General features: G+C 69.7%; 13 protein-coding genes. 9 read left to right on the top strand and 4 right to left on the bottom strand.

Annotation, left to right across the window (positions count from 1 at the left end):
• Positions 1 to 63: 63 nt before the first annotated feature.
• Positions 64 to 1,239: an acetyl-CoA C-acetyltransferase gene (locus KCI33_RS11515; protein ID WP_212524939.1), complete on the bottom strand. Its 1,176-nt coding sequence runs from the start codon at positions 1,237 to 1,239 to the stop codon at positions 64 to 66.
• 167 nt (positions 1,240 to 1,406) lie between these two features.
• A complete protein-coding gene (locus KCI33_RS11510; RefSeq protein WP_212524938.1) occupies positions 1,407 to 2,216 on the bottom strand; it encodes an EAL domain-containing protein in 810 nt (269 codons plus the stop codon).
• Between the two features lie 129 nt (positions 2,217 to 2,345).
• Between KCI33_RS11510 and KCI33_RS11505 the strand changes: the two genes are divergently transcribed.
• Complete coding sequence (locus tag KCI33_RS11505; RefSeq protein ID WP_212524937.1) at positions 2,346 to 2,933, top strand: DNA-3-methyladenine glycosylase I; 588 nt, start codon at positions 2,346 to 2,348, stop codon at positions 2,931 to 2,933.
• An 87-nt stretch (positions 2,934 to 3,020) separates the two neighbouring features.
• Here the strand turns inward: KCI33_RS11505 and KCI33_RS11500 are convergent, their stop codons facing one another.
• Positions 3,021 to 3,575 (bottom strand): TlpA disulfide reductase family protein, encoded by a 555-nt coding sequence (locus KCI33_RS11500; RefSeq protein WP_212524936.1) that lies wholly within the window; start codon positions 3,573 to 3,575, stop codon positions 3,021 to 3,023.
• Between the two features lie 24 nt (positions 3,576 to 3,599).
• On the opposite strand from KCI33_RS11500, the gene argH reads away from it, so the two are divergent.
• The 5 genes from argH to KCI33_RS11475 are packed head-to-tail and all read left to right on the top strand — an operon-like array spanning position 3,600 to position 9,297.
• Positions 3,600 to 4,991, top strand: coding sequence for an argininosuccinate lyase (gene argH / locus KCI33_RS11495; protein ID WP_212524935.1), 1,392 nt, complete (start codon positions 3,600 to 3,602; stop codon positions 4,989 to 4,991).
• Positions 4,988 to 5,128: an argininosuccinate lyase gene (locus KCI33_RS11490; protein ID WP_212524934.1), complete on the top strand. Its 141-nt coding sequence runs from the start codon at positions 4,988 to 4,990 to the stop codon at positions 5,126 to 5,128. The genes argH and KCI33_RS11490 overlap by 4 nt, the downstream gene beginning before the upstream one ends.
• The gene (locus KCI33_RS11485; protein ID WP_212524933.1) at positions 5,128 to 5,445 is read left to right on the top strand and encodes a DUF2834 domain-containing protein; all 318 of its coding nucleotides are present in this window, start codon (positions 5,128 to 5,130) and stop codon (positions 5,443 to 5,445) included. The genes KCI33_RS11490 and KCI33_RS11485 overlap by 1 nt, the downstream gene beginning before the upstream one ends.
• Positions 5,445 to 6,710 (top strand): diaminopimelate decarboxylase, encoded by a 1,266-nt coding sequence (lysA, locus tag KCI33_RS11480; protein ID WP_212524932.1) that lies wholly within the window; start codon positions 5,445 to 5,447, stop codon positions 6,708 to 6,710. Before KCI33_RS11485 ends, lysA begins: the two co-directional genes overlap by 1 nt.
• Positions 6,711 to 6,747: 37 nt before the next feature.
• Entirely contained in the window at positions 6,748 to 9,297 is a 2,550-nt protein-coding gene (locus KCI33_RS11475; protein WP_212524931.1) for a TIGR02302 family protein, read from the top strand.
• Here KCI33_RS11475 and KCI33_RS11470 read toward each other — a convergent pair whose 3' ends face one another.
• A complete protein-coding gene (locus KCI33_RS11470; RefSeq protein ID WP_212524930.1) occupies positions 9,298 to 10,095 on the bottom strand; it encodes a zinc-ribbon domain-containing protein in 798 nt (265 codons plus the stop codon).
• A 160-nt stretch (positions 10,096 to 10,255) separates the two neighbouring features.
• Between KCI33_RS11470 and KCI33_RS11465 the strand changes: the two genes are divergently transcribed.
• From KCI33_RS11465 to KCI33_RS11455, 3 genes are read left to right on the top strand one after another with little or no spacing between them, the layout of a single operon-like run.
• The gene (locus tag KCI33_RS11465) at positions 10,256 to 10,933 is read left to right on the top strand and encodes an ATP-binding cassette domain-containing protein (RefSeq protein WP_212524929.1); all 678 of its coding nucleotides are present in this window, start codon (positions 10,256 to 10,258) and stop codon (positions 10,931 to 10,933) included.
• Positions 10,930 to 11,832, top strand: coding sequence for a cell division protein FtsX (locus KCI33_RS11460; RefSeq protein ID WP_212524928.1), 903 nt, complete (start codon positions 10,930 to 10,932; stop codon positions 11,830 to 11,832). Before KCI33_RS11465 ends, KCI33_RS11460 begins: the two co-directional genes overlap by 4 nt.
• Positions 11,832 to 12,566 carry a lysophospholipid acyltransferase family protein gene (locus tag KCI33_RS11455; protein ID WP_212524927.1) on the top strand — a complete coding sequence of 245 codons (735 nt, stop codon included), beginning with the start codon at positions 11,832 to 11,834 and terminating at the stop codon, positions 12,564 to 12,566. The genes KCI33_RS11460 and KCI33_RS11455 overlap by 1 nt, the downstream gene beginning before the upstream one ends.
• Positions 12,567 to 12,784: the final 218 nt, after the last annotated feature.

Here is a 12,784-nt window from a genome sequence, read left to right as displayed (position 1 = left end):
TTCGGTAATGCTGTTACGAAATGCTGCACGGGCGCGCAACAATATTGCGCGCCCGATCTGAAATTAGGGGCGTTCCAGGCACATGGCGACGCCCATGCCGCCACCGATGCACAGCGTGGCGAGGCCCTTCCTGGCATCGCGGCGCTTCATCTCGAACAGCAGCGTGTTCAGGATGCGGCAGCCCGAGGCCCCGATCGGGTGGCCGATGGCGATGGCGCCGCCGTTGACGTTGACGATCGCCGGATCCCAGCCCATGTCCTTGTTCACCGCGCAGGCCTGGGCGGCGAAGGCCTCGTTGGCCTCGACCAGATCCAGATCCTCCGGCCGCCAGCCGGCCTTTTCCAGCGCCTTGCGCGAAGCCGGGATCGGGCCGGTGCCCATGACAGAGGGGTCCACGCCCGCCGTGGCGTAGGAGGCGATGCGCGCCAGCGGCTCAAGCCCGCGCTTCTCGGCCTCCTCGGCGGTCATCAGCAGGACGGCGGCGGCGCCGTCATTGATGCCGCTCGCGTTGGCCGCGGTCACCGAGCCGTCCCGGGTGAAGGCCGGACGCAGTTTCTGCATGGCCTCCAGAGTGGCGCCGTGGCGGATATATTCGTCCTGGTCGACCACGATGTCGCCCTTGCGGGTCTTGACGGTGAAGGCCACGATCTCGTCGGCGAATCTGCCGGCCTTCTGCGCGGCCTCGGCCTTGTTCTGGCTGGCCACGGCGAATTCGTCCTGCATCTCGCGGCTGATCTGCCATTTCTCGGCCACGTTCTCGGCGGTCTGGCCCATGTGGTAGCCGTTGAAGGCGTCCCACAGGCCGTCGCGGATCATCGAATCGATGAAAGTCATGTCGCCCATTTTTTGGCCTGCGCGCAGATGCGCCACATGGGGGCTGAGCGACATGTTCTCCTGCCCGCCGGCGGCCACGATGGCGGCGTCGCCCAGCTGGATGTGCTGCGCGGCCAGCGCGACGGAGCGCAGGCCGGAGCCGCAGACCTGGTTGATGCTCCAGGCCGCCGAATCGATCGGAAGGCCGGCGTTCACATGCGCCTGGCGGGCGGGGTTCTGGCCCTGGCCGGCGGTCAGCACCTGGCCCAGGATCGTTTCCGAAACCTCCGCCTTGTCGATGCCGGCGCGCGCCACCACGGCTTCCAGCACGGCCGCGCCCAGGTCATGGGCGGGGGTGTTGGCGAAGGCGCCGTTGAAGCTGCCGACGGGCGTGCGCGCCGCCGAAACGATCACTACATTGGTCATGGGTCAGTCCTTTCCCCTCAGAATGGCGGAGGCGCGCACAGGACAGCCGAAATCGGTCTCGACGCCCGACGCGCCCGGTATATCCGTCCAAAGTGGTAAGGGGTGAAATGCTGCACTGCAACAGTGCTCGCCGATGTTAGCGCAAATGCAGCGGCCCGGGCCGTCTTTTATTGCGGCGCCAGCGTGTCCCACGCCGGCGAGACGCTGGGCGCGCCGAAGAAATAGCCCTGCATGCAGTCGATTCCCGCGGCCTGCAGGAAATGCGCGTCCTCGGCGGTTTCCACGCTTTCGGCCACGGTGAACATGTCGAAATGCCGCCCGATCGAGATCAGCGCGCGGGTCAGCACCTGGTTGTCGGCATCGGCGTGGATGCCGCGGATGAACTGCCCGTCGATCTTGATGATGTCGAAAAAGAACTCCCTCAGGTAGCGGAAGGCGGTGTAGCCCGAGCCGAAATCGTCCAGCGCGAAGGCGATGCCGCGGCTCTGCAGGTCGGCCATGAACGCCGTCACCTGGTCAGGCATCAGCATGGCCGAGCTTTCGGTGATCTCCAGGATCAGCCGCTCAGCCACGGTCGGGTCGGCGGCCAGCCCGTCGTGCAGCGTCTTCCGCCAGGCCGGGTAGCCGATCGAACGCGCCGACATGTTGATCGCCAGCCGCAGCGCCGGTTGCCGGCTCAGCGCCTGCAGGCCCAGTTGCAGCGCGCGGCAGTCGATGATCCGGCCCGCCTCGGTGGTCTCCACCGCCGCCATGAAGTCGCGCGCGGGGATGAGGCGGCCGTCCTCGTCCTGGATGCGGACCAGCCCCTCGTAGAAGGCCGGCGCCCGGCCCGGCACGGCCAGCACCACCGGCTGATAGGCCAGTGCCACGTCGTTGCGTTTCAGCGCCGCGCAGACCCGTGCGAGCGTGCCGCCGTCCTGCGCCGCCACGGCGGTCGCGCGCGGGGCCGCCTGCTCCGCGCCTCCGTTGCCAAACATCCTGTCACCCTCCGTTTCAACCCGGGCCAGACTGCCGCCGCGGCGGTTAATGCGCGATGAATATTCGCATTTTGTTCTAATTGTGCTAAACCCGCGCCCTGACAGCCAAGACATTGACCGGAAAGACTAATGGAACAGCGTTGCGCCTGGTGCGGAGAGGATCCGCTCTACACCGCCTATCACGACAGCGAATGGGGCGTGCCCGAATACGACAGCCGCGCGCTGTGGGAGAAGCTGATTCTCGACGGCTTCCAAGCCGGGCTCAGCTGGATCACCATTCTGCGCAAGCGCGAGAATTTCCGTGCCGCCTTCGATGGGTTCGCGCCGCACCGCATCGCCCGCTGGGGCGAGGCCGAGATCGCCCGCTGCCTCGCCGACCCCGGCATCGTGCGCCACCGCGGCAAGATCGAGGCGGCGATCGGCAACGCCCGCGCCTGGATCGAGATCGAGGAGCGCCAGGGCTTCGACCGTTTCCTGTGGTCCCATGTCGGCGACAGGCCGGTGCAGAACAAATTCGCCACGCCTGGCGAGGTGCCCGCCCAGACCCCGCTCTCGGTGCGGATTTCGAAGGATCTGAAAGGTGCCGGCTTCCGCTTCTGCGGGCCCACCATCACCTATGCCTTCATGCAGGCGGTGGGCATGGTGAACGACCACCTCGTGACCTGTCCCGCCCATGCCCGGGTTGCCTCCATGGGCGCGGGTGCCCCCTGGCGCTGAGCCCTTCTTCTTGGCGAAAATACTCCCGCCGGAGGCGTCGCCGCGCGTCAGCGCGGCACCCGAGGGCGTCGCGCCGCAGGCGCGTCCTCAGCCGCTGACCAGCGCCCGCAGGATGGCCTTGGCGCTGTCGCTGTCCCATTGCGCGTCGCCGCGCAGCCGGGCGATCTCGTTGCCCTCGCGGTCAAGGATCACCGTGATGGGCAGGCCGAGGATCGCCATCTCGCGCGCCAGCGCCTGGTTCGGGTCGCGCAGCACCGGCAGCCGCGTGATGCCGGTCTCGTCAAAGAACTTTCGGATCGCGGTGACCGAGTTGCGCCCCGTGGCCACCGTCACCACCGCAAAATCATCGCCCCCCAGTTCCGCCTCCAGCCGGTCGAGCGAGGGCATCTCCTGCCGGCAGGGCGCGCACCAGGTCGCCCAGAAGTTCAGCACCACCACCTTGCCGCGGTATTCCGACAGGCTCCGCGCGCCGCCCTCGGCATCCACCAGCCCGATGTCGGGCAGCGGTTTGGCCGCCTCGTGGAGGACGAGTTTCTTCATGTCGCCGTCGCGCAGCGCCTCCAGCGCGGCCGTGTCCGCCATTGCGGCATTTGCACCAAGCGCAAGGGCCGTGTAGAGGACGGCAGACCTGAACCAGCTCATATGTTTCCCTCCAGGGATGATCCGATGACCAAAGACACCTCGAACGCCATGTGGGGCGGCCGCTTCGCCGCCGGCCCGGACGCGATCATGGAGGCAATTAATGCCTCGATCGGCTTTGACAAGCGGCTGGCCGCGCAAGACATCCAGGGCTCCCGCGCCCATGCCGCGATGCTGGCCAGCGCCGGTATCCTTACCGATAGCGATGCCGAGGCGATCAGGGAAGGCCTGCTCACGGTCTTGTCAGAGATCGAGGCGGGAACATTCCAGTTCTCCACCGCGCTCGAGGACATCCACATGAATGTGGAGTCGCGCCTGAAGGAGATCATCGGAGAGCCCGCCGGCCGCCTGCACACCGCACGCTCGCGCAACGACCAGGTGGCGACCGATTTCAAACTCTGGGTGCGCGATCAGATGGACGCCGCCATCGCCGGCATCGAGGCGCTGATCCGCGCGCTGCTGGTTCAGGCCGAGGCCGGCGCGGCCTGGGTGATGCCCGGCTTCACCCATCTGCAGACCGCTCAGCCCGTGACCTGGGGCCATCACATGATGGCCTATGTAGAGATGTTCGGCCGCGACATGAGCCGCTTCCGCGACGCCCGCGCGCGGATGAACGAATGCCCGCTGGGCGCCGCCGCGCTCGCCGGCACCTCCTTCCCCATCGACCGGCACATGACGGCCGAGGCGCTGGGCTTCGACCGGCCCTCCGCCAACTCGCTCGACGCCGTGTCCGACCGCGATTTCGCGCTGGAATTCCTCGCCGCCTCGACGATCTGCGCCATGCACCTGTCGCGCTTCGCCGAGGAGCTGGTGATCTGGTCCTCGGCCCAGTTCCGCTTCGTCGTGCTCTCCGACCGCTTCTCCACCGGCTCCTCGATCATGCCGCAGAAGAAGAACCCCGACGCGGCCGAGCTGATCCGCGCCAAGATCGGCCGGATCATGGGCGCGATGGTGGCGCTGTTCACGGTGATGAAGGGCCTGCCGCTGGCCTATTCCAAGGATATGCAGGAGGACAAGGAGCAGGTCTTCGACGCCGCCGACAGCCTGATGCTGGCGCTGGCCGCGATGGAGGGCATGGTCAAGGACATGACCGCCAACCGCGCCGCGCTCGAGGTTGCGGCGGCCTCCGGCTTCTCCACCGCCACCGATCTGGCCGACTGGCTGGTCCGCGCCCTCGACATGCCCTTCCGCGAGGCGCATCACGTCACCGGCAGCCTCGTGGCGCTGGCCGAGCAGAAGGGCTGCGACTTGCCCGAGCTCAGCCTGGATGACATGCAGTCGGTTTGCGCTAAGATCACCGATGAGGTGTTCGGCGTTCTCGGCGTGCACAACTCGGTCGCAAGCCGCACCAGCTATGGCGGCACGGCGCCCGAGCAGGTGCGCGCCCAGATCGCCCGGTGGAAAGAGGTGCTGGGATGAAACCGCTCGCCCTGATCGGGCTGCTGGCCCTGCTGGTCGCCTGCGGCGCCGACGGCGCGCCCGAGCGGCCCGGCACGGCGCCGGGCCTCACCGTGACCGGAGGTGCCGAGATCGGCATCACCGGGGGCAACGGCTGATGTCCGGCCTGCGGCTGGCCTATCTGGCGCTGGCCATATGGGGTGCGGTCCACCCGATGAGCTATTTCATCGCGTGGTTCTCGGAACATGGCTGGCAACTCGGCCCGATGATCGCGGCCTGGCATGCCAACGCCGCGACCTCCGGGCTGGTGTGGGACCTGACCATCGCCGCGCTGGCGCTGACGCTCTGGATCATCGCCGAGACCGCCGTGCGCCGGAACTGGGCCGCGCTCGTCGCCATCCCCGCCACCTTTCTCATCGGCGTGTCCTGCGGGCTGCCGCTCTATCTCTTCCTCCGTTCAAGGCCGATCGACTGATGGATCATTTCCTCTACCGCAATGGCGTTCTCCACGCCGAAGACGTGCCCGTCCCGCAAATCGCGGAGGCGGTGGGCACGCCGTTCTACTGTTATTCCACCGCCACGCTGACCCGCCATTACCGCCTGTTCGAGGAGGCGCTGGAGGGGCTCGACCATGTGGTTTGCTTCGCGATGAAGTCGAACTCCAACCAGGCGGTGATCAGGACGCTGGGCAACCTGGGCGCCGGCATGGACGTGGTCTCGGGCGGTGAATACCGCCGCGCCCGCGCCGCCGGCGTGCCTGGCGACAGGATCGTGTTCTCCGGCGTGGGCAAGACGCGCGAGGAGATGCGCGTGGCGCTTGAGGGCGGTATCCGCCAGTTCAACGTCGAAAGCGAGCCCGAGATGCAGGCGCTGTCCGAGGTCGCGGTCAGCCTGGGCGTGGCCGCCCCCATCGCCATCCGCATCAACCCCGACGTGGACGCCAGGACCCACGAGAAGATCGCCACCGGCAAGGCCGAGAACAAGTTCGGCATCCCCATCGCCCGCGCCCGCGAGGTCTATGCCGAGGCCGCGGCCCTGCCGGGGATCGAGGTCGTCGGCATCGACGTGCATATCGGCAGCCAGCTGACCCAGCTGGAGCCGTTCGAGGCCGCCTATCTGAAGGTGGCCGAACTGACCCGCGCGCTGCGCGCGGACGGTCACGAAATCCGCCGGCTCGACCTCGGCGGGGGCTTGGGCATTCCCTACACCCAGTCCAACGAGGTGCCGCCCCTGCCCATGCAATACGGCGAGCTGATCAAGCGCACCGTGGGCGATCTGGGCTGCGAGGTGGAGATCGAGCCGGGCCGGCTAATCTCGGGCAATGCCGGGATCCTGGTCAGCCAGGTGATCTACCTGAAATCGGGCGAAGGGCGCGATTTCCTGATCGTGGACGCGGCGATGAACGACCTGCTGCGGCCCTCGCTCTATGCCGCGCACCACGACATCGTGCCGGTGATCGAGCCCGCCCCGGGCGCCGAGCAGGCCCCCTATGACGTGGTGGGCCCGGTTTGCGAGACTGGCGACACCTTCGCCAAGCAGCGCAACCTGCCCCCCGTCGGCCCCGGCGACCTGATCGCCTTCCGCTCGGCCGGGGCCTATGGCGCGGTGATGGCGTCGGAATACAACACCCGGCCTTTGGTGCCCGAGGTGCTGGTGAACGGGGATCAATTCGCCGTCATCCGCGCCCGGCCAAGCTTTGACGAGATCATAAACCGCGATACCATTCCCGAATGGCTGTAAGGGGGGCTATCCCGCTCCCGGCCTGCCGGAACGGAGCATGACCGACCTGACCCACACCCCGGAGATGGCGCTGAAGCGGCTGAAATGGCCGCTGCGGTTGACCCTGTGGGGGATGCTGGCGGAGCGTGCAACCCGCGCCTTCTGGCCGCTCTGGTCCATCGTTTTCGCCGCTCTGGTGCCGCTTCTCTTCGGCTGGCACGACAGCGCCGGGCGCGGGGCGGTGATCGCCGCCGCGGCGGCGGTGGGGCTGGCCGCGCTCTGGGCGCTGATCGCGGGTCTGCGCGGCTTCCGTTTTCCCGCGCGGGCCGAGGCTCTGGCCCGGCTCGACGCCACCTTGCCCGGCCGCCCGATCACGGCGCTCAGCGACGCGCAGGCGATCGGGGCGGGGGATGCGGGCTCGGAATATGTCTGGCGCGCCCATGTCGCCCGCATGGCCGAGCGCGTGCAGATGGCCCGCGCCGTCAGCCCCGACCTGCGCCTGTCCGCGCGCGACCGTTACGGGCTGCGCTATGTGGCGGTGATCGGCCTGGCGGTGGCGCTGATCTTCGGCTCGCTCTGGCGCGTCGGCACGGTGGGCGACAGCCTTGGCGCGCCGGGCGCGGCGCTGGCCGGCGGCCCGGCCTGGGAGGGCTGGGTCGAGCCTCCGGCCTACACCGGAAAGCCCGGCCTCTATCTCAACGACATCGCCCAGGCGCGGCTGCGCGTGCCACAGGGCAGCCGCGTCACCCTGCGCCTTTACGGCCAGCCCGGCGCGCTGGAGATCCGCGAAACCGTCTCAGGCGCGCCGCTGCCGCCCGGCGAGGACGCGATGACCCGCCGCTTCGATGTGGCGCAAAGCGGCGCGCTTGAGATCGCCGGCCCCGGCGGGCAGGCCTGGGACGTGGTGATGGAGCCGGACCGCCCCCCCACCGTCACCATCGCCGCCCGGATGGAGCGCGGCCGCGGCGGCGAGATCCAGCAGAAATTCCTGGCCCGGGATGATCACGGCGTGGTCGCGGGCCGGGTGACGATCTCCCTCGATCTCGCCGCCGTCGATCGCCGCTACGGCCTCGCGGCCGTGCCCGAGCCGCGCGCGGCGATCGTGGTGGACCTGCCCATGCCGATCACCGGCGACCGCACCGGTTTCGAGGAGACGCTGGTCGAGAATTTCTCGCAGCACCCCTGGGCGCGGCTGCCCGTGGAGATGCTGTTCGAGGTCGAGGACGCGCTGGGCCAGACCGGGCAGAGCAGCCCGATCAAGTCCGATCTCGGCGGGCGGCGGTTTTTCGACCCGATGGCGGCGGCGCTGATCGAGATGCGGCGCGACCTGCTCTGGACCCGCGCCAACGCGCCGCGCGTGGTGCAGGTCCTGCGCGCGCTCACCCACCGCCCCGACGAGGTGTTCCGCAACGGCGCGGCCTACCTGCCGCTGCGCGTGGCGATGCGGCGGCTTGCGGTCGTTCAGGACGATCTCGACGCCGGGACACGGGACGAGATCGCGCAGGTGCTGTGGGACATCGCGGTGATGCTTGAGGATGGCGGCCTGTCGGATGCGCTGGCACGGCTGAACCGCGCGCAGGACCGCCTGTCCGAGGCCATGCGGCGCGGCGCCGACGAGGCCGAGATCGCCGAGCTGATGGAGGAACTGCAGCAGGCCATGCGCGACTACATCCGTCAGTTGGCCGAACAGTCGCAGCAGGAAGGCCAGCAGACCGACCAGGCCGAGAACCAGAACATGCAGGAGATTACCCCCGACCAGCTCCAGCAGATGCTCGACCGCATCCAGGAGCTGATGGAGCAGGGCCGCATGGCCGAGGCGCAGCAGCTTCTCGACCAGCTCCGCCAGATGATGGAGAACATGCAGGTCACCCAGGGCCAGGGGCAGGGCCAGCGGAGCCCGGGCCAGCAGGCCATGGAGGGACTGGCCGAGACCCTGCGCGACCAGCAGGGCCTGTCCGATGATGCCTTCCGCGAGTTGCAGGAACAGTTCAACCCCGGCGCCGATGCCGGCCAGAACGAGGGCCAGGACGGCCTCGGTCAGGCCCCCGGGGGGCAGGGCCAGGCCGAGGGGCAGCAGCGGCCGGGCGCGGGCGGCCAGCCGGGCGACCAGAGCCTCGCCGACCGCCAGCGCGCCCTGCGCCGCGAACTCGATCGCCAGCAGCGCCAGTTGCCCGGCCTCGGCGGCGAAGCGGGCCGCGCGGCGCGCGACGCGCTCGACCGCGCAGGCCGGGCGATGGACGGCGCCGAAGAGGCGCTGCGCGGCGACGACATTGCCGGCGCGCTGGACAACCAGGCCGAGGCGATGGAGGCGCTGCGCGAGGGCATGCGGAACCTCGGCGAGGCGCTGGCCGAGCAGCAGGGCCAGCCGGGCCAGCAGGGCCAGCAGGGCGATGCGACGGGCCAGGCCCGCTCGGACGCGCAGCGCGACCCGCTGGGCCGCGAGCGCGGCGCGCAGGGCCCGCTGGGCACCGATGAAAACCTGCTGCAGGGCGAGGATGTCTACGGCCGCGCGCGCGAACTGCTGGACGAGATCCGCCGCCGCTCCTCCGAGCAGGGCCGTCCCGAGATCGAGCTCGATTACCTGCGGCGGCTGCTGGATCGGTTCTGATCAGCCGGTAAGCGCGGCGATCTTCTCGATCAGCAGGTTCGTCACCACCTCCAGCCCGATCCGCATCCGGTCCACCGCCTCGGTATAGCCGTTCAGCACCGGTTTCAGCTGCGGCACCTGTTCGGCGATCTGCGGCGCCAGCACGTAGGCCGCCAGCGCCATCGCCGCCAGCACGACCACCAGGCTGAAGCCCCGGCCGAAGCCACCGCGGTCCGGCGCGGTCTCCTCCGCCTCGGCGCCTTCGGGGGCGCCGGCGCGCTTGCGCTCGGAGGTCGAGCGCAGCGTGTAGTTGATTTCCTCGATATCCGGCAGCAGGTCGCGGCGCGGCCCGGCCTCGGCGCGCTCCGGCTCGATGCCGCGCAGCCGCGCGACGTGCTCCTGCGGCTCGGGGCGCTGGCGGCCCGGGGCGGGCGTGGTCTCGTCGAGGCCGAGATCGGGCTGCTCTTCCCAGGTGCCGGCCTGCGCCTCGGTCTCGCGGGCGCGACGCTCGCGCTCGGCCTCCTCGCGCAGGATCTCGGCCAGCGATTCGTCCAGCACCTGCCGGCGCGGGCCCGGCGCCTCTTCGGGCGCGGGTTCGGCCTCAGGCTCCGGCGCGGCCTCGGCCTCTTCCTCGTAATCCGGCTCTTCGGCGATCCCCTCCGCCCAGGCCATCTCTTCGGCTTCGGGCTCAGGCTCTCCGGCGGCGCGCTGGAACCAGGTATGGCCGCAATTCGAACATTGCACATCCCGCCCGCCGGCCGGGATCAGTGCGTCATCCACCTCATACTGCGCGTCGCAATTCGGGCAAACCAGCCGCATCTCGTCCCTTTCGTCCGTGACCAGCCTTGGGCCTTCGGCTCTGTCTCTGTTTGGCTCATGTTGTATCAGAAAGGCGGGGGATTCAAAGGATTTGCGCGCGCGCGATTGAAACCGCGCCCCGGAACGGGCAAAACGGCTGCGAACGGGATCGGAGGCGCATGTGATCGAGCTGGAAAACGTCGCCCACAGCTATGGCGGGGGGGAGCTGCTGTCGGACGTCTCGCTCAAGCTGGTGCCGGGGTCCTTCCATTTCCTGACCGGGCCATCGGGGGCGGGCAAGACCACGTTGCTGAAGCTCTGCTACGGCGAGTTGCTGCCCACCTCCGGCCGGGTCGGCCTGTTCGGTCGCGACCTGCGCGGCATGAGCCGCGACGACATCGCCCGCACCCGGCAGCGCATCGGGGTGGTGCACCAGGATTGTGCCTTCCTCGACCATCTGCCGCTGGACGAGAACGTCGCCCTGCCGCTGACCGTCTCCGGCCGCGCCGGGCTGTCCGAGGAGGGCAACCTGCGCGAGCTGCTGGCCTGGGTTGGGCTGACCGCCCGCGCCAACGCCCTGCCGCCCGAGCTGTCGGGCGGCGAGCGTCAGCGCGCCGCGCTGGCCCGCGCCGTCATCATGGCCCCCGACGTGATCCTCGCCGACGAGCCCACCGGCAATGTCGACTGGGAGATGTCGCAGCGCCTGCTGACGCTGCTGGTGGAGCTCAACAAGATGGGCAAGGCGGTGCTGATCGCCACACACGACCTTGCACTGATCCGCGCCGCCAAGGCGCAGGTCGCGGCCCGCGTGCTGCGGATCAAGGACCGCCGCCTGCATCTCGCGGGGGCCGAGCTGTGAGCGCGGCGCAGCGCCTGCGCGTGCTGCTGGCCGGCGACCGGCAGGCCGACCGGGTGGTGCCGCCGACCGGCTTCACCGTCTGGCTGACCGTGTTCACCGCCGCCGCGATGGCGTTCCTCGCGGTTTTCGCGCTGGCGCTGTCGCTGGCCACGGGCCGGCTGGCCGACCGCTGGTCCGAGGCGCTGGCGCGCACCGCCACCGTGCGCATCTCGGCCCCCGAGGGGCAGATGCAGGCGCAGGTCGCCGCTGTGATGGAGATCCTGCGCACCACCCCCGGCATCGCCACCGCCCGCGTCCTGCCCGAGGCCGAACAGCGCGCGCTGCTCGAGCCATGGTTCGGCCCCGACCTGCCGGTCGCGCAGCTGCCCGTGCCGCAGCTGATCGAGGTCACGGAGGACGGCGCGGGCTACGACGCCGCCGGGCTGCGCCTGCGGCTGGCGGGCGAGGCGCCGGGCGCGGTGTTCGACGATCACACGCGCTGGCGCCGCCCGCTGGTGCGGGCCGCGGGCCGGCTGCGCGCGCTGGGCATGATCTCGCTGGGGCTGATCGCGCTGGCCACGGCGGCGATGATCACACTTTCGGCCAAGGCGGCGCTGGCCGCCAATGCCCGCGTGATCGCCGTGTTGCGGCTGGTCGGCGCGCGGGACGTCTATATCGCGCGCGCCTTCGTGCGCCGCTTCGCCGGCCGGGCGCTGCAGGGCGCGGGGGCGGGCACGGCGCTGGGCATGGTGGCCATCGCCTTCCTGCCCGAGGCCGACGCGGCGGGTGGCTTCCTCACCGGGCTCGGCTTTGCCGGGGCGGACTGGGCGCTGCCGCTGCTGATCCCGCCGGCGGCCGCTTTCGTCGCCTTCTGGGCCACCCGCGCCGCCGCGCTTCGCGTGCTAAGGGAGATCACCTGATGAAATACGCCGTGCAATGGCTGCGCTCGCTTTTGTTCGTGGGGCAGATGTATCTGATGATGGCGGTCTACGCCGTCGCCTTCACGCCCTTCGCGCTGGTCTCGCGGAAATGGGCCTTCCACGCGGCGCATGCCTATTGCCGCTGGGTGCGCTGGACGGCACGCTGGATGGTGGGGCTGCGTTCGGAGATCCGGGGCGAGGTGCCCTCTGGCGAGGTGCTGATCGCCTCCAAGCACCAGAGCTTCTTCGACATCATCCTGATCGTCAGCGTCACGCCCCGGCCCAAGTTCATCATGAAGAGTTCGCTCAAATGGGCGCCGTTCCTGGGCTGGTATGCCCTGCGCATCGGCTGCATTCCGGTCAACCGCGGCCGCCGGGCCGAGGCGATCCGCCAGATGATGCGCGGCGTGAAGGATGGCAAGCAGAAGCCCGGACAGCTGATCATCTATCCCCAAGGCACCCGCGTCGCCCCGGGCGTGGACAAGCCCTACAAGATCGGCGCCGGTGTTCTCTATGCCGAGATGGGACGGGATTGCGTGCCGGCGGCCACCAATGTGGGCGTGTTCTGGCCGCGCACCGGCATCTACCGCAAGCCGGGGCTGGCGGTGGTGGAATTCCTGCCGCGCATCCCCGCGGGGATGGATACCGGCGCCTTCATGGCGCGGCTTGAGGACGAGATCGAGACCGCCTCGGATCGGCTGATGGACGAGGCCGGTTTCCGGCAAATCGGCTGACAGGAATTCATCGAGGATGCCGTCACGCCGGAGGTGCTCCACGGGCGCCCCGGCCAACCTGCGCTGCACAAGGCGGCGCGGCGATGACCGTGCGGTAGTTCAGGAGACCCTCAGACCCTGCTGCTGCCCGACTGGCGCGACGACAACGCCGGCCAACCGGCGCCGGGCGAGATCGACGGGCGCGGCGACGACCGCGAATGGGCCGGGCGCGCCGAAGA

This window comes from Actibacterium sp. MT2.3-13A (assembly GCF_018139985.1).
Classification (GTDB): domain Bacteria; phylum Pseudomonadota; class Alphaproteobacteria; order Rhodobacterales; family Rhodobacteraceae; genus JAGSOU01.
The sequence above is the reverse complement of the archived record's forward strand: the minus strand, read 5'-3'. Positions and strand labels throughout refer to the sequence as shown.

Bases quoted from the DNA above. Each gene is read 5' to 3' on its own strand.
- KCI33_RS11485 (WP_212524933.1), top strand. From the start codon at position 5,128: ATGTCCGGCCTGCGGCTGGCCTATCTGGCGCTGGCCATATGGGGTGCG.
- KCI33_RS11455 (WP_212524927.1), top strand. From the start codon at position 11,832: ATGAAATACGCCGTGCAATGGCTGCGCTCGCTTTTGTTCGTGGGGCAG.
- KCI33_RS11470 (WP_212524930.1), bottom strand. From the start codon at position 10,095: ATGCGGCTGGTTTGCCCGAATTGCGACGCGCAGTATGAGGTGGATGAC.
- KCI33_RS11475 (WP_212524931.1), top strand. From the start codon at position 6,748: ATGACCGACCTGACCCACACCCCGGAGATGGCGCTGAAGCGGCTGAAA.
- lysA (WP_212524932.1), top strand. From the start codon at position 5,445: ATGGATCATTTCCTCTACCGCAATGGCGTTCTCCACGCCGAAGACGTG.
- argH (WP_212524935.1), top strand. From the start codon at position 3,600: ATGACCAAAGACACCTCGAACGCCATGTGGGGCGGCCGCTTCGCCGCC.
- KCI33_RS11490 (WP_212524934.1), top strand. From the start codon at position 4,988: ATGAAACCGCTCGCCCTGATCGGGCTGCTGGCCCTGCTGGTCGCCTGC.
- KCI33_RS11500 (WP_212524936.1), bottom strand. From the start codon at position 3,575: ATGAGCTGGTTCAGGTCTGCCGTCCTCTACACGGCCCTTGCGCTTGGT.
- KCI33_RS11505 (WP_212524937.1), top strand. From the start codon at position 2,346: ATGGAACAGCGTTGCGCCTGGTGCGGAGAGGATCCGCTCTACACCGCC.
- KCI33_RS11510 (WP_212524938.1), bottom strand. From the start codon at position 2,216: ATGTTTGGCAACGGAGGCGCGGAGCAGGCGGCCCCGCGCGCGACCGCC.
- KCI33_RS11515 (WP_212524939.1), bottom strand. From the start codon at position 1,239: ATGACCAATGTAGTGATCGTTTCGGCGGCGCGCACGCCCGTCGGCAGC.